The following is a 21,768-nucleotide window of genomic DNA, read 5'->3' as shown; positions in this document are numbered from 1 at the left end:
TTTTCAGATTATTAGCGGACTTTTTTGCGTTTACGGCGTTTCTACCGCAGCAGTGCCCGGTGCAGGCAGCTCATTGGCGAAACCGCGCAGCCCCACTACGTGCACGTGCTCATGGTTCTGGAACACCTTACGCACCAGCTTGTAAGTGGTGCCTTTTTCCGGGCTGATGTTTTCCGGCGCAGCGATAATCAGCTGCATTTCCAGACGATCGCACAGCTCGAACAGCGTTGCGATGGACTTGGCGTCCAGTCGCGCCGCTTCATCGAGGAACAGCAAGCGGCAAGGCGAGATATCCTTGCCACGCAGACGGCGTGACTCCTCTTCCCAGCTCTGCACCACCATCACCAGGATCGACATCCCGGTCCCTATCGCTTCCCCGGTAGACAACGCGCCGCTCTCGGCACGCAGCCAACCGTCAGAGCCGCGGAACACTTCCACTTCCAGCTCCAGATAGTTGCGGTAATCCAGCAGCTCTTCGCCGATGGTCTGCGGCGTGCGTTGCCCCATATCAATCTGCGGGTTCAGGCGCTGATACAGCTTCGCCAAGGCTTCAGAGAAGGTCAGACGGTTGCTGTTGAACAGATCCTGATGCTGCTCTCGCTGCTCGGCCAGCACGTCCAGCAGCGTCGCATGCGCTTCGCGCACGTTGACGTTCAACCGCACGCTCTTCACCTGGCCGAAAGACACCGCCTGCAGACCCTGGTTGAGCATGCGGATGCGGTTCTGTTCACGCTGGATGGTTTTGCGGATGATATTCGCCACGCTCTTGGAACTGATCGCCAGCTTCTGCTCACGCGCGGTCAGTTCTTCGGTCAGGCGACCCAGCTCGATCTCCATCTGTTCGATGGCCTCAACCGGGTCATCGGTACGAATGATATCCTGGCGGATACGCTCGCGCAGATGCTGATACACCGCGATATAGAACTGAATCTTGCGTTCCGGACGTTTTGGATCCTCGGACAAACGCAGAACGTCGCGCAGATGTTCGTTATCCGACACCGCCAGACGCAACGCACCCAGCGCCTTATCCGACATCGAGCGCAGCTCGTCACCGTCCATATACGCCAGTTCGCGACGGTGCAGACGGCGTTCAACGCCGTTGTCTTTCACCATACGCATAACCGCACACCAACCCGCCTTGGCGGTCACCACCTGCTCACGCAACTGGTAATAGTCGCGCTCCAGCTTGCGCAGTTTCTTCTGCAGGCTGTCCATTTCCGCTTCGCAGAAGGTCAGCTGTTTTTCCAGCTGGTTACGACGCGCGCGGTTGGTACTCAGCGCCGCATGCAACTCGTCACGACGCGATCGTGCACGCGCTTCGGCGTTGGCATCCGCCTGCACGCCAATGTCCACCAGTTCCTGGCTCAGCTCTTTCAGCATATCGCGCTTGGCGTCATAGGAGCTTTTCAGCGATGCCAGTACCTGGCTGTACTGGGTAAATTGGGTTTGATACTGACGCAGTTGCTCACGGGCGCGGGTACGTTCCGCTTCCGCATGCTCCAGACGCTGGCGCAGCTTGTCGTTGAGATCGTTGTTGGCGTTCTGCATGCCGGCAGAGTCGGTATAACCAAAGTGCGCACGACGCTGCACCACTTCGATCAGAGCAAACGCCTGTTGCTTGGCCTGACGCTGTACGCTCTGCGCCTGGGTGTAATCCTGCTGCAGCTGTTCATGCTGCTGCGGATCGCTTTGCAACACCGACAACAAGGGTTCCAGCTTGGTCAGGGAAACGCCGTGTTGCTGAATATGGCGCGCAGCATCCTGCGCCTCTTCCAGTTCTTCGCGGATCTCTTCCACCCGGTCCTGCAGGGTGTCGTCATTCAGCAGTGACACCAATGGCATCAGGCGGTTGAGCGCCGAGATGCCCTCTTTCGCCTGATCGTACTGCTGCCGCTGCTGCTGGTTTTGCGCTTCATGGTTGTTCAGCGCACGCTCGATTTCACCGCGACGGGAATTGAGGCCACGGATTTCCGCTTCCGGGTCGGCGTCAAACGCCACCGCCAGATGGGAGCCGATAAAGCGGCTGAAAGCCTGATGCGAACGCTGGGTCTTTTGCACGTCGAATGACAGCGTCGCGTAGCGCTCAGCCAGAGTTTCACGCTCGGCATGCAGCACTTCCAGACGGTTTTCACGCGCGGCGCGGCCAAACAGCGGCACTTCCGGGTAACGCGAATAACGCCACTGACGATCGGCGGTTTTCACCAACACCGCCCTGTCCTGCTCTTCGACGGCGAACACGCTGTCATCGAACGACTGCGGATCCCCTTCGATCAGATAGAGATCTTCCGGGCAGTCTTCGAGACCTTCCAGCATCTCGCGCACCAGCGACAGATCCGGTACCACGATCGCGTGGCGCGATGGGCCGTACAGCGCCGAGAAGTAAGGCGCATCGTCGATGGTGACATCGTCGTAGATTTCAGAAAGCAGCACGCCGCCAAAACGTTCGGCCAGGGTCACCAAACGTTGATCTTCGGCACCGCCAGGCTGGCTAAGGCGTTCGATTTGCGCTTCAACTTCACGCTTGCGGGCAGCCACTTCGTCGCGCTCAACGGTGGTTTCGCGTTCGCGCTCCAGCAGTTGCTGCATGAACTCGGTCACCTGCTGGCTGCTTTCCAGTTCTTCACCGCTCTGCTCGCTAAGCTGACTCAGGGAATCCTGAGCCGCCAACCAGACAGGCGCACGTGCGGTAAGCTCGCGAATGCGCTGCTGGATCTGCTCCAGTTCCTGACGCATTTCCATTCGGCGCTCGCCGGCGTCGCTGACGCTCTGCGACAGCGATTCCAGACGCTCTTCCAACTCTTGCAGCAGCGCATCGAGATCGTCCGGCTGGTACTCCTGGCCGTGGCGCTTGCAGAACTCCTGCAGCAGACGCTCGGCATCTTGTTGGGAGCGCAGACGCTGTTCCAGTTCGCTCAGGCGCATGCGCAGCGGCTGCACGCGTTCGGCAAGGTGCTGCTGCGAAGGCCAATCGCGCAACAATTCGCGCGCGCATTGCCAGGCTTCGCTGCGGCTGACCTGGCCGGCGATTTTGCCCACCAGTTGATAAGCTTGTTCAAACTGACCGTGCGCGGCGTCGGCCACGCTCAGTTTCTGCTCGAGCATCAGCAACGCTTCCGTCGCTTCCTGCTCACGGGCCTGGAAAGTATCCAGCCACTGTTCGGCATTTTCAGCGGTCAGTTCTGGCAGTTGGCACAACGAGCGAGCCCGTTCCAAGGCCTGCAACGCCTGCTGATACTGAATGGCGCGGGTCTGCTGCACGTCGAGCGCCTGCTGGTAATCGGCGAGCTGGCTTTTCAGTTCATCCACTTCCAGTTCGGCCGCCTCGGCGCGCGCTTCGTTTTCGGCCTGCTGCTCACTGGCCTCGGCAACCACTTCGTTCTGTTCTTCCAGGCGGTAGGTCAGCTCTTCCAGATCGCCTTCATAACGCTCGATCTTTTCCTGCTGACGCATCGCCGTTTGCACCAGATTCAGGTGATCGCTGGCGGCCTGGTAGTCGGTTTCCAAATCGGATTCCGCACCGCTCTGCTCTGCCAATTCACGCGCCATTTCCACGTGACGATACTGCTCGGCGGCCAGCTGTTTACGGCTGCCCAGCAGATCGCTGCGCAGCGCCAGCGCGCCGTCCAGATGAATGCGCCGTTCGTTGGCATGGCGCATGTAGTCTGCCGCCACGTAGGACGTGGCTTCGGAAATCAGGTGCTTGAACAGGTCACGGTCCGACTGAGTGACGCGGATCGCTTCCAGCGTCATGCGGTTTTCACGCAGTGCCGCTTCCATATCCTGGAACGCCTTGCGCACGCCGCTGTTTTCCGGCAACAGATAATCGCGCAGCGATCGGGTGATGGCGCTGGAAATCCCGCCGTACAGCGAGGCTTCGATCAGGCGGTAAAACTTGCTGCGATCGGCGGACGAACGCAGGCGTTTCGGCAGCACGCCCAGATCGAACATTAAAGCGTGGTAATCGGTGATGGAGTTGAACTGCTTGAACTGCACGCCTTCCATCTCTTCGACGCGCTCTTTCAGTTCCTGCAGCGTCAGTACGCGCGCCTGGCGCTCGCCTACCGTTTGGGTCAGCAGTTCAGTAGGCTGCACCGCTGTCGGTAGCCCCTGAATGGTGAACGGCTTGATGTCCACCTTGCGATCGCGACCCGCCACCTGCTGCAAACGCACGCCAACCACCACGCGCTGATGGCGCGAGTTGATCACGTCGAGAGTGGAGTAACAGACCCCGGCGCGCAGCTTGCCGTGCAAGCCCTTGTCGCGCGAACCGCTGGTGGCGCCGGCTTCGGTGGTGTTACGAAAGTGCAGCAGCGTCAAGTCGGGGATCAGCGCGGTGACGAAAGCCGCCATAGTGGTGGATTTCCCGGCCCCGTTACCGCCGGACAGCGTGGTCACCAGCTCATCCAGATCAAAGGTACGAGCAAAGAAGCCGTTCCAGTTAACCAGCGTCAGCGAGCGAAATTTACCGCGTTCAATCATTCCTGTTCATCCTCTGCACTGTCCGGAGTGTTATCAACCTGCTGGTCTTCAGTTTCGCTCTCGTCGTTCAGCGACAGACTGTTTTCGACCGGCATCGCCTCACCGTCACGAATCATGCGCAGTTGCGCTTCACGCGGATCGTCACCGCTGCGCACGTCGGCGCCAAAGCGGAACACGGCTTCGGTGATGCGGAACTTGCTGCTGTCATTGCCCATGAAATAGACCATGCCCAGACGACGCAGACGGTTCAGCGAGGTACGCACTTTTTCGTGCAGTTTCTGACGATCGAGATCCGAGCCAGTGGAGCGCTGGTTAACGAACTTCAGCAATTTGGTCTCATCCGCCAGGCTCAGCAGCTCGTCGTACAGCTCCTGATGGCTGAAAATCCCCTCATGCGCCAGACGCTCTGGGCTGAGATAGAGATAGCACAGGATTTTCCCTACCATCATGTCCAGCTCGGACAACACCGAACGCGGGATCAGGGTAGTGGAACGCGGGCGCAGGTAGAAAAAGCCTTCCGGCGCGCGGATCAGCTCCACGTTGTAGCGGGTGTAAAACTCTTCCAGTTCGTCCTGAAAGTCCATTAAGAAGGCATGGTTATCCAGCTCATCGATACCGATGTGACGACCTGCACGCAGTTGGCTGTCGAGCGCCGGGAACAGCGCGTTAGACAATGCCTTGGCCAGCTTGACTGGCATTACTTGTTCAATATTTGTCGATGACATGGGCCTGGACCTTGGCTCCGTAATCATTGATTGCCTGCCATTGCGCCGGCAACCCTGAAAAATCTGCTTCAGCCACACCAAGGCGCACAGCCTGGTCGACCACTAAACGTGCTACGTCGAAATGACGAGCACGCGGATATTGCGCCAGATAATCGCGCATTACCGCCCCTAAATTGAGCGGTATCTGTTGTTCCTGATAAATCTTCAGCGCCTGTTCGATCATTGCCGCCAGTTGTTCGCGGATCTCGCTGAACTCTTCGAACTCCAGATCCGGCGGCAGTTCCCCAGTCACTTCCTCGCTGCGCAGCGCCAGCTCTTCGTCACGCATATCCAGCAAGCGGTCGGCGTTGGCGTGGGTGAGCGTCCATGGGTTGTCGAAATAGTTTTGCACCGATTGGCGCAGGCGTTGGGCGAACACGCGGTTCTTATCCATGTCGATCGCGGTACGGATAAATTTATGCACGTGACGGTCGTAACCGATCCACAGGTCAATCGCCTGCTGGCCCCAGCTGATAATGCGGTCGAGCTTGCTTTGCAGATCGAACACCAGTTTGTCGACGAAGCCCAGTTCCATCCCGCCCAGCGTCGCATCCTGAATGCGCAACAGGTTGGCCTGCAGTTTGTCGCCCGCCGCCTCCAGCGTATCTTGCAACTCGCGCAGCGTGCCGGAAGTTTCGGACAACAGCATCTCACAGCTGGAGATCGCCGCGCGCCAATCCTGATTCAGCAGTGCGGCGATATCTTCCTTCACGCCCTGCTGTTGTTCATCCATCAGCCGTTGGGTCATGTCGATACTGTCGAAGATTTCCGCCACCGAATATTTCAGCGGTGCAAACACGTTGCGGTGCCAATGGAAATCATCTCCGCCCTCTTCGGCGGCGTCGGCGGCGCGCTTTAGCTCTTCCGCCACGATCGACAGCTGCATCGACAGACGCAGCGTAGAGAATTCGCGCTGACGGATATAGTAATCGGTGATACCGATGCCCAACGGGGTCAGGCGATAAATCGCATTGCCGTCTGCCAGTTCGCTGGTAAAGCGGTTTAACAGGCGCTGGCGCACCATGTCGTTAATCGCATTATTGGCGCGGACCGCCACCGTTTCATGCGTCTGTTCGAAACCCTTGCTGACATGGCGAAATGCATCAACCAGCTCACCTTCGCTCATCTCGCCGTCCAGTCGCTCGCCGTTAAGGGTGGCGATAGCGAGCAAAAACGCGAGACGCTCCGTAGGGAGCGAAATAGAGAAATCATTTTTCCGTGCCCAGGCGACCAGTTCGGGTACTGTCTGGGAAAATTCACTCATAGTTCGTCCTTCAGGTTTGGTTTATGCGCCATGACGTGAATATAGCGCCCCAAACTCACGTACGGCTCCTGCCGGCAATAGTGCTGTTCAAGCGCCAGTAACTCTTCAAATTTTTGCGTCTGTAGCTGCCTGCTCTGCAGATAATCGTGGAACACGCGCACGCCGGTTTTCCCGCTGATGCGCATGCCCATTTGCTCCAGCCAGCCATAAACCTGCGGCGGGTTGTGCGGATATTGCGGCGACAAAGAGCGCTTTCTGCGCCTTCTGACCTCTGGATTCACCAGTTGGAAATTACCCAACACCACGTTGCGCATCAAGAGGCCGTTGGCATTAAAGAACATCAATGACAGTGCGCCGCCGGGTAGCAGGCAGTTGAACAATGCCTGCAACGCCGCCTCAGGTTCAGCAATCCATTCAAGCACCGCGTGGAACAATATCAGATCAACCGGCTGTTCCAAGTGCTGACCAATATCCTGCGCTGAACTTTGTATGAATTGCATGTTCTGGCTCACACCTTTCTGTTCGGCCAGTTGCGCAGCGCGTTGGATCATCTCACCAGAAAGATCGCACAACAACACCTGATGTCCTAATTCTGCCAGTTGACAAGCCAGGTGGCCTTCGCCGCCGCCGGCATCCAGAATGCGCAGCGGCCGCTGCGGCAACTGGGCCAGCAACGTGGTCAGGTCCTGCCAGACTACCGCCTGACGAATCTTCCCTTTGGTGGTGCCGTAAATATTACGCGCAAACTTTTCAGCAATATCGTCAAAATTGCGATCCTGCATGGACAACGGCTCCGCTGATCTTATCCTGATGGGGGCAAAGCGCCAGCCCATTCAAACCTGCTATTTTGGCACAGACTGGCTTAGAATGAATCTTCTTGCGGCCTGATTGTGCCCGGATGTCGTTTTTTCGCCCAAAAGGACCTGATTTTTGATGCTGTTCAACCTGAAAAAGTTCATTGGCGCCATTTTAATGCCATTACCTGCGCTGCTGCTGTTGATGGGGCTGGCGCTGTTGCTGCTATGGTTCACCCGCTGGCAAAAAAGCGGCAAAGTAATTTTATCACTGAGCTGGCTGTTTTTACTGCTTTTCAGCCTGCAGCCGGTGGCCGACCGGCTGTTGCGACCTATAGAATCTGAATATGTAACCTATCGTGGCAATGACCAGGTGAATTATATCGTGGTGCTGGGTGGCGGCTATACCTTTAACCCGGATTGGGCTCCCAGTTCCAACCTGATAGGTAACAGCCTGCCACGAGTGACGGAGGGCGTGCGCTTATATCTCGCGCATCCGGGCAGCAAGATGGTGTTCACCGGTGCCGGCGGCGCCAATACCTTGAGCAACGCGGCAACTGCGGCGCGGGTAGCGGAAAGCCTGGGAGTGCCTCGTAGCGATATGGTGTTGTTGGATCGCCCGATGGATACCGAGCAAGAGGCGTTACAGGTGTCGAAGCTGGTCGGCCAGCAACCGTTTATACTGGTGACCTCAGCCAACCATTTGCCGCGGGCGATGCGCTTTTTTGAAGCCAAGGGGTTGCACCCTATTCCGGCGCCGGCCAATCAGTTGGCCATCAGCTCCAGGTTAAATATTTGGGATCGCGTGGTACCCTCAGCCATGTTCCTTGGCCACAGCGAACGTGCCTGGTATGAAACCTTGGGCAGCCTGTGGCAATCGCTCAAAGGGGCCGATGAGGCCTCTGCCGACTAGCCGGCAAGCCAGGGCAGCAGCTGTTTCGACGCATGGTCAAACAGCTGCCTATCCAGCTTGCCGGTGTGAATTAACCGCCCTGCCGCTTCCCATACGCCATACAGCCAACGTCGCACCAGGAACGACTCCGATACCGGTGCCCGCTGCAAATAATAAAACATCAGTTGGCTGGGCATCCCGGCCTCGCACAACCTGAACAGCTCATATTCACGCGGTGCCCACAGCATCATCCCAGGGTTGAGCATCGCCAGCAGTTGGTCGCTTTTGGCATCTTTCAGCATGCTGCGCAATGACAGGTTGCCGTGCACCAGCACACAAGGATCGTCGAAACCGACAAAAAAATGGGTCAGCGCCTCCCGCGTGCGGTACAACAAGCGGCGATCGGCCATCGTCAGTTGCGGAGAGTTGAGGTTCCCGAGCGTCGACCACAGCACCTCGACCCGCTGCTGATACCAACAAAACCAGTCGTTTTCCTGCGTGCTGTCAACCGTGCCGACGCAGCCGTGGCTGTCGATACGGTGCCAAGCCAATACGCCATCGACGATCTGTTCCATCAGCATATTCCAGCGGTCCGGCGTTCGCGTCGGCGCCTCCACCGACACCCCCCGCAGACGCTCGATCAACAGGATCTCTTTATAGGGCGCCTGATGGGTATAGACCACGCCATACACCGTCGGCAGGCGGATATCCCCTTCACGCGCCAGCATCGACAACTTATAAGCTTCCTGCTGGGCTATACCCTGACAGACAAAGCTTTTTGCCATCAGCGGGATCGCGTGACCCTGTTGGTCATACAACGAGTACATGTGTGCATAAGGCTGTTCGCTAACGCGTTCCAGTCGACTGATGGATTCGCCCAGCACAATGCTCAGTTCGGCGCGTAACTGCTCCATAAGGAAATAACCTCAAGAGAAAAAGAGGAGACGCTGACATCATCGAACGGTGAGCAAAAAAAATCCTCAACGCAGATCAACAAAATGGGGATAAAGAATACGGGAAATTGTACCGCCGACACGCCAGGCGACGTGCCGGCTTTTAATGTTTAGCCCTTGATGCTGTCGCGCACGCGCTGCAGGTCTTCCGGCGTATCAACACCCACGGTTGGAATGGCTTTAGCAACCCCCACATGGATTTTTTCACCGTACCACAGCACCCGCAGTTGCTCCAGCAGCTCAATTTGCTCCAGTTGGCTTGGCGCCCAGCTGACATAACGGCGCACAAAACCGGCACGATAGGCGTAAATGCCGATGTGGCGCAGCAGGCTGTCGCCGATACTTTCTTTGGATTGGGCAAAACGTTCCCGATCCCAGGGAATAGTCGCGCGTGAAAAATAGAGCGCATAACCCTGTGCATCCATCACTACTTTGACGGCATTGGGGTTAAAGGCTTCTTCCGCGCTGGCAATCGGTACCGCGAGAGTGGCCATGCCGGCCTGGCTGGCTGCCAGGTTTTCTGCCACCTGGCGTACGATCACCGGCGGGATCAGCGGTTCGTCACCCTGCACGTTAACGATGATTTCGTCATCGGCAAAACCATAATGCTCGATCACTTCCGCCAGGCGTTCGGTGCCGGAATGGTGATGCGGGCTGGTCATGCACACTTCGCCACCGGCGGCTTTGACCGCTTTGGCCACTTCGGGATGATCGGTCGCTACGATAACGCGGCTGGCGCCGGACTCACGTGCACGTTCCATTACGTGCACCACCATTGGCTTACCGTGAATATCGGCCAACGGCTTGCCCGGCAAACGAGTTGATGCGTAACGGGCTGGAATAATAGCGATAAAACTCATGCGTGTTTCTCATCCAATGACAGCGAACGCGCTTCGTTTTCCAGCAGTACGGGAATGCCATCACGCAGCGGATAGGCGAGGCCGTCCACTTTGCAGACCAGTTCCTGGTTTTCTTTATTGAAATAGAGCTTACCGTTGCAAACCGGGCAGGCAACGATTTCGAGTAAACGGTGGTCCATGCTTCCTCCTGAGTGGAGATCTAAAGTGCGTGAGAATAGCATAACGCTATGTGCCAGGTTAATCACCGCTGTTTTACCGCTGCCTTTTAATCTGGCGCGGGGGATTGAATTGACTGTGATGCAGGCGTAGAATTTTGTGATGCAAGTCACAAAAAAGACGCTTTCCATGATCAAACGTATTCACAAAATCATCGCCCTGTTTGCGAATTTCAGCAACTAAGGCATAGATCTGATTGTAACGGGCGGCGCTGAAAATTCGTTTTACCCACGCTGACGACGCCGCTCGTTATTCCACTTCCCACCCTTCACCCCATTCGACGGCCAACTGTGCCGGAATATCCCCCAGCGTCACCTGTTTTGCCCCGTGCCATTTTGCACTGCGCGTGATTGCCTGCCGAAGATCCTGCGCACGTTGTTTGCCAAACCGAACTTTGGCCTGCGGGTGGAAACTGATAATTTCGAAAATGCCCTGTCGCCGATGCATTTTGGCATCAATGCGGCCAATCAACTCGCCCCGTTGCAACACCGGCAGGGTAAAGTAACCGTACTGTCGCTTTTCCTTCGGCGTATAGCACTCCAGCCGGTAATCAAAATCGAACAGCTCCAGCGCACGTCGGCGATCCCAAACAACAGGGTCAAACGGAGAAAGCAAGGTGGTCACACTGGATTTTAGCGCCCCCTGCTCTGCCAACTGCAGTTCTTGCACCAGTGAATGATGCACGTAAAAATCACCGTCCAGCCCATCAACGGCCACCGGCATTATTTCGCCCCGTTGCTGTAGCGATGCCAGCAGCACTTTCGGCGTAACCCGCTTCAGACGGTAGTAATCCGCCAACCATTCAGCCCTGAAAATCCCCAGGTAACGACAAGCCCTGCCAAGCATTTCCTGCTGCGCATGGTCCGCAGGTAACGCATGACGCTCATCATCCCAGTGCGGCAATAACCTTTCTGTCAGATCGTAAACACGATGAAAATTACGCCGTTCGGCCACCATCAATTTACCGGCGGTGAACAATATTTCGAGGTGGCGCTTTTCCGGCTTCCAGTCCCACCAACCGCTATTCCCTCTTTTTGCGGCATTAAAATCTGCCGAACGCACCGGCCCGCTGGCTTCGATATGCAACAGCAGATCGTCCATTGCCGCCTGATGCTTTTTCACCCACTCTTCAGAATATTTCCAGCCCATACCCTGCGGTTGCAGCATGCGATGGCGCAACAGACCAAAATCTTCAATGGGTAAGAAACAGGCTTCGTGCGCCCAATACTCGAACAGCTGACGACTGGCCAGCGCCTGTTCCAGCCATTCCGGCTGATAATCGCCCAGGCGGCTGAACAGCACCAGATAGGGGCTGCGTGCAACAACGCTGATGGTATCTATTTGCAGTAATCCCATACGTTGAATGGCGGTAACCACATCGTCGGGTTTGGCTTTGCGTTTAATCGGGGATAATAGCCCTTGTGCGGCAAGATGAAGCGCGCGGGCGGCGGCAAGAGAAATAACCGGGGTAAGCATCCTGACATCCAAAGTCGTTAAGCGATTGCTCGATAATAGTGGATATCAGAAGATTTTTCTTCGCCAGTGCTTGGGGTGGCGGCACCGGCACTGGCGAGGAAGGGGTGGGTCAGAACGCGATGACGTCTGCCGCTGACAGCCCGTGGGAGCTGCGATAGATCGAGAACTCAACGTTCTGACCTTCGTTTAACGATTTATTTTTAGTATTGGCGATAGAACGACGGCTAACATAGATTTCGTCGCTACCATCTACCGGTGAAATAAAACCATAGCCTGCAGCTTGATCAAACCATTTCACACGGCCCATTTGTAACACAGTATTTTTAAACATAACTTATATCCTTTTACTTGAGCATCCTTAACAACGTTATTTTTATTATTGTTGGACGCTACCAGCCCATCCTAAAGTTTTTCGTAACAAACCTCTCGTGAGCAAAAAATTAAAAACCCGCATTACGCGGGCTTGTTGAACTTAATATCTTCCGCAATGAATCGGCATTAACGCCTCATCATGGTTGTATTAAGATCTCTTTACGTCATTGCCTGTTTAGTTACAGAGCAACAACGTTGGCGGCAGCCGGCCCGCGCGGGCTGTCCTGGATGCTGTACTCAACACGCTGGCCTTCAGCCAGTGTTTTGAAACCGTCGGTCGCGATTGCAGAGAAATGTACGAATACATCTTTACCACCGTCGTTTTGCTCAATGAAACCAAAACCTTTGCTTTCGTTGAACCATTTAACCTGACCCGTTTTCTTAGACATTACACATTTACCTTTTAAATATATATACAAAACCTGCCATAAGGCAATTTAGGCCGTTTTTAGGAACATTACTTATGGGAGGTACTTAGAAGGTTCGTCTTTGAAGCGGAATCAGATGATAACGTTTTTGGAGGAACTGCTTAAATCTAAACTCGAACATAAATAGGTCTGTATCACAGGCCGACAAGCATTTACTCATAAATCTAGATTTTACACAAGCAATTTATTGGCATGTTTTTATAATTACGCCAAATTTGTTTTTATGTCCATGATTATGCATAGATTAATTAATTTATTTTTGCCGTTTCCACTCAGAAGCATTGCCTTCCGGACGGCCGTCATTTCCGCCAGGACCATTGCAAATGAGAGCTAACGCATAAAAATCCAATATGCTTGTCCAAGCTATAACAAAACCCAACCGAGATAGCTAAACTTGGGGTGAAAACAAGGCGGATGGCCTTTCAGCCAGCACTTTTACCGCAAAAAATACTATTTTTCAGATTATCCCGAATAAAGGAGCTATGCGCATGACCGCCCAGCAGTTCGTCTCACCGAATGAAATCCGCTCCAGGTTCTCCCACGCCATGTCAGATATGTACCAAAAAGAGGTACCTCTCTATGGCGATTTGCTCGAACTGGTTGCGGAAACCAACCGACAGGTCCTGCGCGAAGATGCCGCATTGGCGCATCAATTACAAATTACCGGTGAAATCGAAAGACTGGCCATGGAACGCCACGGGGCAATCCGGGTAGGTACGGCGGATGAGCTGGCTACTCTGCGACGGCTGTTTAACGTCATGGGCATGTCACCGGTCGGGTATTACGACCTGGCCGTGGCAGGAGTTCCGGTTCATTCCACCGCGTTTCGCGCAGTACATGAAGATGCGCTGCAGATCAGCCCATTCCGGGTTTTCACCTCATTATTACGGTTAGAGTTGATTGAAAGCCCGGCGTTACGTCAGTTGGCCCAGCAACTGCTGGCCCGCCGCCGCATCTTTACTGAACGCGTGCTGGAGTTGATCGTCTTGCAGGAAGCTCAGGGCGGGTTGGATGACAGCCAGGCCAGTGAATTTATCGAACAGGCGCTGGAAACTTTTCGTTGGCACAACCGGGCGACCGTCAGTGCCGCCGAATATCAACAATTGCACGATCAGCACCGTCTGATTGCAGACGTAGTGGCGTTCAAGGGCCCGCACATCAACCATTTGACGCCACGCACGCTGAATATCGACCTCGTCCAGCAAGCGATGCCCGGTCGGGGAATCACGCCTAAAGCCGTTATCGAAGGCCCGCCGCCTCGCCGTCGGCCAATTTTGCTACGCCAAACCAGCTTTAAAGCGCTGGAAGAAAGCGTAGCCTTTGTCGAACATGACGGCAGCACCGTGGGCGGACATCATACCGCGCGTTTTGGCGAAATCGAGCAACGTGGCGTAGCGCTGACCCCGAAAGGCCGCGCGCTCTATGACCGCCTGTTGCAAGCTACCAACGATGCCTTGCAGGCACCGCCAAGTGAAAAGAACGCCGAGCGGTACAATCAGTTACTGGCGGAAAACTTCCAGGCGTTTCCAGATGATTATGCAACCTTGCGTGAGCAGCAACTGGCATGGTTCCGCTATTTCCCTACCGAGTGCGGCCTGGCGGCCAAAGACTCGCTGGATAAAAACAGTACGCTGGAACAGCTGATAGCTCAGGAGCACGTTCGCTTTCAACCTTTGGTGTATGAAGACTTCTTACCGGTTAGCGCTGCAGGCATTTTCCAGTCTAATCTGGGTGACAACCGGCATGCTCAGTACAATGCAGCATCGAGCCGTGCCGCTTTCGAGCAGGCACTGGGGGCAGAGGTGATTGATGAATTGGCGCTGTATCAACAAACGCAACAGCGTTCGATAAACGCCTGCGCGCAAGCTCTGGGGCTTAACGCGCTGGCCGTTTGAGTTATTTCGTCAGCAGCGCTTCGATACTTTGCAGCAACGACTCAGCCTGATCGGGGGGAAGAACCGCATCTACCGGTAAATACCACCAATTGGGCTGGGCAAAAATGCGGCATTTGACCGCATCTTTTTCAGTCATCAGCAGCGTTTGCTCAGATGACGCCAACGCCGCCAGTTGAGCCTGTTGGTACTCCTGATGATCGGCGAACGCGACTTCTTTCTCGACATCCACGCCAAGCTTTTCCAACGTGGCGAAAAAGCGCGGCGGATGACCAATCCCGGCCATTGCCACCACGTGCGGCAACTCAGCCGCCGGCCGACGCGCGCCGCTGGCGATATTGACCGCCTCACGCGCTTGCAACCGCATGGCGATTTCACCCGCCTGAGCCACGCCGCCGTTGGCAATCCGCGCATTCACGCTGTTCAGGCGCGACGCGCGTTCACGCATCGGCCCCGCCGGTAACCACCAGCCATTGCCAAAACGGCGCACGCCGTCGATCACCACCAGTTCAAAATCACGTTGCAACGCGTAATGCTGCAAACCGTCATCTGTGATGACAACATCGAGTTTCTGCTGGTGCAGCAGTGCCTGCACCGCTTCCGCACGCTTTGGCGAAATGGCTACAGGCGCACCGGTGCGTTGATAAATCAATACCGGCTCATCGCCCGCCTGCTGGGTCGTAGTGTGTTCATCCAATACCAACGGATAAGATGCCGCTTTGCCACCATAACCGCGTGATACCACACCCACCCGGTATCCGCGCTGTTGCAATTGCTCCACCAGCCAGATCACCGTTGGTGTTTTACCGTTGCCGCCGGCGGTAAGGTTTCCCACCACCACCACCGGCACAGGTGCACGCCAGCTTTTACGCAGGCCACAGCGATAACTCAGCCGAATCAAACCGCTGACCAGACCGTACAGCCAGGACAAGGGCAACAACAGCAGGTAGACCAATGAACTGCCCGACCAAATGCGCTCGATCATTATTGGCCGAACTGCATGCGGTGAAGCTGTGCGTAGACCCCACGCCGTTCGATTAGCGCCGCATGCTCACCGCGTTCAACGATGCGTCCATCTTCCACCACCAGGATTTCATCGGCCTTTTCAATGGTCGACAAGCGGTGCGCGATCACCAGCGAGGTACGGTTTTTCTGCAGTTCGTCCAGCGCGGCCTGAATGGCGCGTTCTGATTCCGTATCCAGCGCTGAAGTTGCTTCATCAAGGATCAGAATCGGGCAATCGCGCAGCAGTGCGCGCGCGATAGCGATACGCTGACGCTGGCCACCGGACAACATCACGCCGTTCTCGCCAATCACCGTATCCAGACCATTCTCCATTTTCTCAATGAAATCCATGGCATAAGCCATTCGCGCAGCCTTCTCGATTTCTTCCCGGCTGTAACGCTCTTCACGAGCGTAAGCGATATTGTTAGCGATGGTGTCGTTAAACAAATGCACGTTTTGCGATACCAGAGCGACCTGATCGCGCAATGACGCCAAGGTATACTCGCGCAGGTCATGCCCGTCCATCAGGATTTCGCCTTCCTGAACGTCATAGAAACGGGTCAGCAGGTTGGCAATAGTCGATTTGCCCGATCCCGAACGGCCCACCAATGCTACGGTTCTGCCTTCTGAAATGCTCAGATTGATATCACGCAGTGCCGGCGTTTCTTTCCCTGGGTAATAGAAAGTCACGTTACGGAATTCGATATCGCCTTTAGCACGCGCCACTTCGCGGGTGCCGGTATCTTTTTCCTGCTCCATATCCAAAATCGAGAACAACGTTTGGCAAGCAGCCATCCCGCGCTGGAACTGGGCATTGACGTTGGTCAGCGATTTCAGTGGGCGCATTAAGGCGATCATCGACGAGAACACCACAGTGATGGTACCGGCGGTCAGAGTTGCCATCACACTAGGGAAACTCGCAGCGTACAGTACAAACGCCAGCGCTAACGAAGCAATCAACTGAATAATCGGGTCAGAGATTGAAGATGCTGAAACCAGCTTCATGCCCTGTTGGCGCATGCGGTTGCTGACCGAGTTGAAGCGCTCGGTTTCCACCTGCTGGCCGCCAAAAATCAGCACTTCCTTGTGACCTTTCAGCATCTGCTCGGCACTGGTGGTAACCTGCCCCATGGTGTTCTGCATGCTTTTACTGATACTACGGAAGCGTTTGGAAACAATGCGAATTGCGATAGACACGATCGGTGCCAGCACAATCAGGATCACCGATAACTGCCAGCTGTAGTAGAACATCATGCTGAACAACGCAATTATCGACGCGCCTTCACGCACCACGGTGACCAATGCGCTGGAAGAGGATGAGGCCACTTGCTCAGAGTCATAGGTGATACGCGACAACAGCGTGCCGGTTGACTGCTGATCGAAGAAGGATACCGGCATTCTCATCATATGGCCAAACAGCCGGCGGCGCATATGCATCACCACCATACCGGACACCCATGAGATACAATAGCTGGAAACGAAGCCCGTCAGGCCACGTACCACCATCAAACCAATGACGGCCAACGGCATCCAAAGCAAAATGCTACTCTCGGTTTTCCCAAAACCGTCATCCAATAAAGGTTTAAGCAAGGACAACATAAAGGCATCGCTGGCCGCGTTAAGCACTAACGCAATGGCGGCCACAATCAACCCGGTCTTAAAAGGAGTGATCATCGGCCAGAGGCGACGGAAAGTCTGCCAAGTGGAGAGATCTTTATCATTCATCATGCAAATACCAGCATCGGAAGAAATAGCGGCCTATTTTACTCATTATCACCCTCTACGCCAAACCGCTGATGGTACCAACGGGGCATTAATTGTTCACGAAAGCCTTTAATTTGCCAATCGTTGTCGAAAAAAAGCACGGATATCTGACCTGACCGCGAAGTATCGCGCCATATGATGCCATTTGCCAGATATCTGGCGATAACTTTAACGGCAGGTAATCGCCATTTGTTGTAACGAGATGCGGACGCCAAAGCCGCCTCCGGCGCTACCGCACGCAGAAACGGCGGCGTCGAGGACGTCCTGCTGCCGTGATGTGGAACCTGAAGCACTGTGGATGCCAGCCGATCGCGTTGTAATCTGAGCAACTGCGCTTCCGCTTGCTTTTCCACGTCGCCGGTCAGTAACAGGCTATATTGGCCATCATCAACGCGGATCACGCAAGAATCGTCATTGACCGGCCGCTTTAGCGCTTTCGGCGGCCATAACACCTGAAATTGCAGCGATTGCCACTGCCAGCTTTCGCCGGCCACGCAGGGTAAATGAAGCGGATCAAGTATTGGGCTACGTACTCTGGCCTGTGGAAATGCTTGCCTTACCTCTTCCAGGCCCCCGGTATGATCAAGGTGATCGTGGCTGATGATAATTTGCTCCAGATCGATACCCCGCCAGTTTAGCATTGGCAAAATATGACGTTCCGCAGCACTGCCTGTCGCCCAGCGATCACCGGTATCGAACAGTATCCCCTTTCCGTTTCTTTCGATCACTACCGCCAGGCCATGCCCGACGTCCAGCATGTCGACCCGCCAACGATATGGGGGTTCTTTTTCCCGCCACAGCACGCAACATATCGCCACAGCGGCCAAGCCTGCCGGATAGCATAACCACCAGTGAAAACGCCAGTAGATAACCAGCAACCAACCCGCTGCGCTGACCAACAGCGAGGCGGCGCCCAGATCGACCCATCCACGCTGCAAATAATGCAGCGGCGTAAACACCCATAGCAGTGTCAAATCGGCCAGCCACCAGAATCCGCCGCTCAATAACGGTAAGGCGCCACAAATAACCGCGATCAAAATCAAAGGAACCGTCACCAGAGAAACCACAGGTACTGCCCACAGATTCGCCGGCATAGAGGTCAACGTCAGGCCGAGAAACAAAGCGGCCTGCATCGGCACCAGCAGCAACGTGATACCAAACTGAATGTGCAGCCAACGCACCGGTGCCCAGTACCAGGCAGAGCGGAAACGTGCACTTAACGGCATCCATTCGAACCAAAAGATCAGGCAGGCCACCGCCAGTACCGATAACCAGAAACTGTCTGACAGTACCGCCAACGGATCGCAGACCAGAATTAACCCCACGCACCACAGCCATACCTGCCAGGAAGTGCAGTGAATACCGCGTAGGCGCAGCAACATCCACAGCGTCAACGCCAAGGCAGTACGCACAGCCGGGGGTTGTGCGCCAGCCAACCAGACATACGCCAAGGTACCAAACCAACTGGCTAACAATGGGAAGCGGTAGCCGATCAGGTGTGCAGGCAACAAGAACTGAACCGCCCGTAGCGCCAGCCAAATCAATATGGCTGCCATAGCCACATGCAGGCCTGAAATCGCCATCAGATGCGCAATGCCGGTTTTCAGCATCAGAGTGCGTAACTCAGGGTCCAGCGAAGTTCTTTCGCCAAACGCTAAAGCCAGCAATACCGATTTATATCGCAGGTCACCCATGTTGCTCTCGGCGTGGCTGATAATACGCTGCCGCCAGTTGCAACTCCCCTCCAACAGCCTGGCACGCTTCACCTGTGCAGTCAGTGGCTGACGTTGCGCCATCGCCCAACGCTGGCTATCGAAGCCCCCCTCGTTCAGTTTTCCGTGCACCGCTCTCAGACGCAGCCGGAGTTCCCAACGCTGCCCGGCACAGAGTTGCGGCTCTTCCGGCCGCCAAACGGTGGTAAAGGCAATTGATGGCGTTAGCCAGCGCCCGTTAACCTGTTCGATACGCATCAGCGTTTGTTTGCTCGCAGCGGGTACCAAAGTAACACCGGCAACTTGTACTACAGCGGTCACCTCTGGTCCGCGGCTCAGTTGTTCGACTTGCGCCACCAGATTACCGGCATTGAAGGTCGCCCACAGAAATCCCAATGCTCCCCAACCAATAAATTGACAGCCCGCCCAACGGAAACGCAGCATCAAGCTAGCGGGTAAAACAACCAACAAAGTTGTTAACGCATCGGGTAATTGCGGTAGCACCAGTAACGGCAGAATGCCGCAGACAACGGCGATAACCGCCAGATCCAGCGAAGTTTTGATCGACCTTTCTCCCGTCCGATAGAAGGACGTGCAACTGTTGCACATCACACCCCATGGACAGGATTGTTCCCCCATACTCAGGCAGCCGCCAGCTGCAATGCGACAGCTCGCGGCACAGGCTGCAGGTTAACGATGCAGGTTTCATTTATTGGCACGGGGATGCGGTGTAGCGCGCAAAATAAGGTCAGTACGGGAGGCTTAAGAAATCAGAAAACCGTTGAACGACAGGCAAAAAAAAACGGCGCCCTGAGGCACCGTTTATATTTTTTACAAGCAACAACTCTATGAATAATCAGTGATTAACCATAGATATTGGCGCGGTCACGCAACTCTTTACCTGGTTTGAAGTGAGGAACGTACTTGCCGTCCAACTCAACTTTATCACCGGTTTTCGGGTTGCGACCAACGCGCGGAGCACGGTAGTGAAGAGAAAAACTGCCGAATCCGCGGATCTCGATGCGTTCACCATCGGCTAACGTTGCAGCCATGTGTTCTAACATCTCTTTCACTGCATCCTCAACGGCTTTCGCCGGTACATGAGATTGCTGGCCAGCAAGTCTTTCAATAAGTTCAGACTTGGTCATGAGTCCTCCAAGCTTTGCAGCTAAACTACCGTATCGGGGCGGTCAGAAACCGCCCCCCGTCATTACTCGCCTTTAGCCGCTTTGAAAGCTTCAGCCATTGCGTTAGAGAAGTTGCTTTCTTCCTGTTTGTTGTTAACAGTAGCGATAGCATCTTTCTCGTCAGCTTCGTCCTTAGCACGTACGGACAGGCTTACTACACGGTTCTTACGGTCAACGCCGGTGAATTTAGCTTCAACGTCGTCGCCTACATTCAGAACCAGAGTTGCATCTTCAATGCGGTCGCGAGAGGCTTCAGATGCACGCAGGTAACCTTCTACGCCGCCTGCTAATTCAACTGTAGCACCTTTGGCGTCAACTGCAGTGACTTTACCAGTAACAATAGTACCTTTCTTGTTCATAGACAGGTAGTTATTGAACGGGTCTTCAGCCAGTTGCTTCACGCCCAGGGAGATACGCTCGCGCTCTGCGTCAACTTGCAGAACAACCGCTGCGATTTCGTCGCCTTTCTTGTATTCACGCACTGCTTCTTCGCCTGCAACGTTCCAGGAGATGTCAGACAGGTGAACCAGGCCGTCGATGCCGCCGTCCAGGCCGATGAAGATACCGAAGTCAGTGATAGACTTGATTTTACCTTCAACGCGGTCGCCCTTGTTGTGGGTTTCTGCAAACAGCTGCCATGGGTTAGATTTGCACTGCTTCAGGCCCAGAGAAATACGACGACGTTCTTCATCGATGTCCAGAACCATAACTTCCACTACATCGCCCACGTTAACAACTTTGGACGGATGGATGTTTTTGTTGGTCCAATCCATTTCAGAAACGTGTACCAGACCTTCAACGCCTTCTTCGATTTCTACGAAGCAGCCGTAATCAGTCAGGTTGGTTACACGACCAGTCAGCTTGGTGCCTTCTGGGTAACGTTTCGCGATAGCAACCCATGGATCTTCGCCCAGTTGTTTCAGGCCCAGGGAAACACGAGTACGCTCGCGGTCGAACTTCAGCACTTTAACAGTGATTTCGTCGCCAACGTTGACGATTTCGCTTGGATGCTTAACGCGTTTCCAAGCCATATCAGTGATGTGCAGCAGGCCGTCTACGCCGCCCAGATCAACGAATGCACCGTAGTCAGTGAGGTTCTTAACGATACCTTTAACTTCCATGCCTTCCTGCAGGTTTTCCAGCAGTTGATCGCGTTCTGCGCTGTTTTCGGATTCGATAACCGCACGGCGAGAAACTACAACGTTGTTGCGTTTCTGGTCCAGCTTGATGACTTTGAACTCAAGCTCTTTGCCTTCCAGGTGCAGAGTGTCGCGTACTGGACGCACGTCAACCAGGGAACCTGGCAGGAACGCACGAATACCATTCAGCTCTACAGTGAAGCCACCCTTAACTTTGCCGTTGATAACACCGACGACAGTTTCAGCTTCTTCGTAAGCTTTTTCCAGCGTGATCCAAGCTTCGTGACGCTTAGCTTTCTCACGGGACAGCAGAGTTTCACCGAAGCCATCTTCAACAGCGTCCAGCGCAACGTCAACTTCGTCGCCTACCTGGATTTCCAGCTCGCCCTGTGCGTTTTTGAATTGCTCAGCCGGGATGGCAGACTCAGATTTCAGACCGGCGTCAACCAGTACTACGTCTTTGTCGATAGCAACTACAACGCCACGAACGATGGAACCCGGACGGGTTTCGATTGTTTTCAGGGATTCTTCAAAGAGTTGAGCGAAAGATTCAGTCATGTTTAATCTTCAG

17 protein-coding genes are annotated in these 21,768 nt (G+C 54.8%); 2 read left to right on the top strand and 15 right to left on the bottom strand.

Features of this window, described 5'->3' with window-relative positions; all coding sequences use genetic code 11:
- Positions 1-30: 30 nt before the first annotated feature.
- Genes mukB through cmoM form a run of 4 tightly spaced genes read right to left on the bottom strand, consistent with a single transcriptional unit; the run spans position 31 to position 7,289 of the window.
- Positions 31-4,479, bottom strand: a complete 4,449-nt coding sequence (gene mukB, locus ACTJJ1_RS02475) for a chromosome partition protein MukB (RefSeq protein WP_440832265.1) — start codon at positions 4,477-4,479, stop codon at positions 31-33.
- Complete coding sequence (gene mukE / locus ACTJJ1_RS02470; RefSeq protein WP_020438800.1) at positions 4,476-5,204, bottom strand: chromosome partition protein MukE; 729 nt, start codon at positions 5,202-5,204, stop codon at positions 4,476-4,478. Before mukE ends, mukB begins: the two co-directional genes overlap by 4 nt.
- On the bottom strand, positions 5,185-6,507 hold the full coding sequence (mukF, locus tag ACTJJ1_RS02465) for a chromosome partition protein MukF (protein ID WP_004942690.1): 1,323 nt from the start codon (positions 6,505-6,507) through the stop codon (positions 5,185-5,187). Before mukF ends, mukE begins: the two co-directional genes overlap by 20 nt.
- Positions 6,504-7,289: a tRNA uridine 5-oxyacetic acid(34) methyltransferase CmoM gene (gene cmoM, locus ACTJJ1_RS02460; protein ID WP_004942688.1), complete on the bottom strand. Its 786-nt coding sequence runs from the start codon at positions 7,287-7,289 to the stop codon at positions 6,504-6,506. Before cmoM ends, mukF begins: the two co-directional genes overlap by 4 nt.
- Positions 7,290-7,440: 151 nt before the next feature.
- Here cmoM and elyC point away from each other — a divergent pair, with 151 nt between their 5' ends.
- A complete protein-coding gene (gene elyC / locus ACTJJ1_RS02455; protein ID WP_004942687.1) occupies positions 7,441-8,214 on the top strand; it encodes an envelope biogenesis factor ElyC in 774 nt (257 codons plus the stop codon).
- On the opposite strand, the gene ACTJJ1_RS02450 is transcribed toward elyC, so the two are convergent.
- The 6 genes from ACTJJ1_RS02450 to cspE form a co-directional block, all read right to left on the bottom strand.
- Positions 8,211-9,107: a YcbJ family phosphotransferase gene (locus ACTJJ1_RS02450; protein ID WP_004942685.1), complete on the bottom strand. Its 897-nt coding sequence runs from the start codon at positions 9,105-9,107 to the stop codon at positions 8,211-8,213. The two genes, elyC and ACTJJ1_RS02450, sit on opposite strands and share 4 nt — an antisense overlap.
- A 149-nt stretch (positions 9,108-9,256) precedes the next feature.
- Positions 9,257-10,006, bottom strand: coding sequence for a 3-deoxy-manno-octulosonate cytidylyltransferase (kdsB, locus tag ACTJJ1_RS02445; protein WP_004942670.1), 750 nt, complete (start codon positions 10,004-10,006; stop codon positions 9,257-9,259).
- A complete protein-coding gene (locus tag ACTJJ1_RS02440; protein WP_004942667.1) occupies positions 10,003-10,185 on the bottom strand; it encodes a Trm112 family protein in 183 nt (60 codons plus the stop codon). Before ACTJJ1_RS02440 ends, kdsB begins: the two co-directional genes overlap by 4 nt.
- 286 nt (positions 10,186-10,471) lie before the next feature.
- On the bottom strand, positions 10,472-11,698 hold the full coding sequence (locus tag ACTJJ1_RS02435; RefSeq protein ID WP_440832261.1) for a winged helix-turn-helix domain-containing protein: 1,227 nt from the start codon (positions 11,696-11,698) through the stop codon (positions 10,472-10,474).
- A gap of 109 nt (positions 11,699-11,807) precedes the next feature.
- Positions 11,808-12,029 carry a cold-shock protein gene (locus ACTJJ1_RS02430; RefSeq protein WP_006320799.1) on the bottom strand — a complete coding sequence of 74 codons (222 nt, stop codon included), beginning with the start codon at positions 12,027-12,029 and terminating at the stop codon, positions 11,808-11,810.
- Positions 12,030-12,249: 220 nt separating this feature from the next.
- On the bottom strand, positions 12,250-12,459 hold the full coding sequence (gene cspE / locus ACTJJ1_RS02425; protein ID WP_004942663.1) for a transcription antiterminator/RNA stability regulator CspE: 210 nt from the start codon (positions 12,457-12,459) through the stop codon (positions 12,250-12,252).
- A 527-nt stretch (positions 12,460-12,986) separates the two neighbouring features.
- Between cspE and hglS the strand changes: the two genes are divergently transcribed.
- Positions 12,987-14,393, top strand: a complete 1,407-nt coding sequence (gene hglS, locus ACTJJ1_RS02420) for a 2-oxoadipate dioxygenase/decarboxylase HglS (protein ID WP_006324562.1) — start codon at positions 12,987-12,989, stop codon at positions 14,391-14,393.
- A 1-nt stretch (position 14,394) separates the two neighbouring features.
- On the opposite strand, the gene lpxK is transcribed toward hglS, so the two are convergent.
- From lpxK to rpsA, 5 genes are all read right to left on the bottom strand, one after another.
- The gene (gene lpxK, locus ACTJJ1_RS02415) at positions 14,395-15,375 is read right to left on the bottom strand and encodes a tetraacyldisaccharide 4'-kinase (protein ID WP_006324561.1); all 981 of its coding nucleotides are present in this window, start codon (positions 15,373-15,375) and stop codon (positions 14,395-14,397) included.
- The gene (msbA, locus tag ACTJJ1_RS02410; RefSeq protein ID WP_006324560.1) at positions 15,375-17,123 is read right to left on the bottom strand and encodes a lipid A ABC transporter ATP-binding protein/permease MsbA; all 1,749 of its coding nucleotides are present in this window, start codon (positions 17,121-17,123) and stop codon (positions 15,375-15,377) included. The genes lpxK and msbA overlap by 1 nt, the downstream gene beginning before the upstream one ends.
- Positions 17,124-17,158: 35 nt before the next feature.
- Positions 17,159-19,480 carry a ComEC family protein gene (locus ACTJJ1_RS02405; protein ID WP_004942654.1) on the bottom strand — a complete coding sequence of 774 codons (2,322 nt, stop codon included), beginning with the start codon at positions 19,478-19,480 and terminating at the stop codon, positions 17,159-17,161.
- Between the two features lie 254 nt (positions 19,481-19,734).
- Positions 19,735-20,019, bottom strand: coding sequence for an integration host factor subunit beta (gene ihfB, locus ACTJJ1_RS02400; RefSeq protein ID WP_004942652.1), 285 nt, complete (start codon positions 20,017-20,019; stop codon positions 19,735-19,737).
- Between the two features lie 62 nt (positions 20,020-20,081).
- A complete protein-coding gene (rpsA, locus tag ACTJJ1_RS02395) occupies positions 20,082-21,755 on the bottom strand; it encodes a 30S ribosomal protein S1 (protein ID WP_004942650.1) in 1,674 nt (557 codons plus the stop codon).
- Positions 21,756-21,768 lie beyond the last annotated feature (13 nt).

Origin of the sequence: Serratia sp. 22264 (assembly GCF_052045345.1) — a bacterium.
GTDB classification, from domain to species: Bacteria; Pseudomonadota; Gammaproteobacteria; order Enterobacterales; family Enterobacteriaceae; genus Serratia; species Serratia plymuthica.
This window is presented reverse-complemented; position numbering and strand designations above follow the sequence as displayed.

Bases quoted from the DNA above. Each gene is read 5' to 3' on its own strand.
- mukB (WP_440832265.1), bottom strand. From the start codon at position 4,479: ATGATTGAACGCGGTAAATTTCGCTCGCTGACGCTGGTTAACTGGAAC.
- cmoM (WP_004942688.1), bottom strand. From the start codon at position 7,289: ATGCAGGATCGCAATTTTGACGATATTGCTGAAAAGTTTGCGCGTAAT.
- ACTJJ1_RS02440 (WP_004942667.1), bottom strand. From the start codon at position 10,185: ATGGACCACCGTTTACTCGAAATCGTTGCCTGCCCGGTTTGCAACGGT.
- ACTJJ1_RS02405 (WP_004942654.1), bottom strand. From the start codon at position 19,480: ATGTGCAACAGTTGCACGTCCTTCTATCGGACGGGAGAAAGGTCGATC.
- rpsA (WP_004942650.1), bottom strand. From the start codon at position 21,755: ATGACTGAATCTTTCGCTCAACTCTTTGAAGAATCCCTGAAAACAATC.
- ACTJJ1_RS02430 (WP_006320799.1), bottom strand. From the start codon at position 12,029: ATGTTTAAAAATACTGTGTTACAAATGGGCCGTGTGAAATGGTTTGAT.
- ihfB (WP_004942652.1), bottom strand. From the start codon at position 20,019: ATGACCAAGTCTGAACTTATTGAAAGACTTGCTGGCCAGCAATCTCAT.
- kdsB (WP_004942670.1), bottom strand. From the start codon at position 10,006: ATGAGTTTTATCGCTATTATTCCAGCCCGTTACGCATCAACTCGTTTG.
- mukF (WP_004942690.1), bottom strand. From the start codon at position 6,507: ATGAGTGAATTTTCCCAGACAGTACCCGAACTGGTCGCCTGGGCACGG.
- lpxK (WP_006324561.1), bottom strand. From the start codon at position 15,375: ATGATCGAGCGCATTTGGTCGGGCAGTTCATTGGTCTACCTGCTGTTG.
- ACTJJ1_RS02435 (WP_440832261.1), bottom strand. From the start codon at position 11,698: ATGCTTACCCCGGTTATTTCTCTTGCCGCCGCCCGCGCGCTTCATCTT.
- mukE (WP_020438800.1), bottom strand. From the start codon at position 5,204: ATGTCATCGACAAATATTGAACAAGTAATGCCAGTCAAGCTGGCCAAG.
- hglS (WP_006324562.1), top strand. From the start codon at position 12,987: ATGACCGCCCAGCAGTTCGTCTCACCGAATGAAATCCGCTCCAGGTTC.
- elyC (WP_004942687.1), top strand. From the start codon at position 7,441: ATGCTGTTCAACCTGAAAAAGTTCATTGGCGCCATTTTAATGCCATTA.
- ACTJJ1_RS02450 (WP_004942685.1), bottom strand. From the start codon at position 9,107: ATGGAGCAGTTACGCGCCGAACTGAGCATTGTGCTGGGCGAATCCATC.
- msbA (WP_006324560.1), bottom strand. From the start codon at position 17,123: ATGATGAATGATAAAGATCTCTCCACTTGGCAGACTTTCCGTCGCCTC.
- cspE (WP_004942663.1), bottom strand. From the start codon at position 12,459: ATGTCTAAGAAAACGGGTCAGGTTAAATGGTTCAACGAAAGCAAAGGT.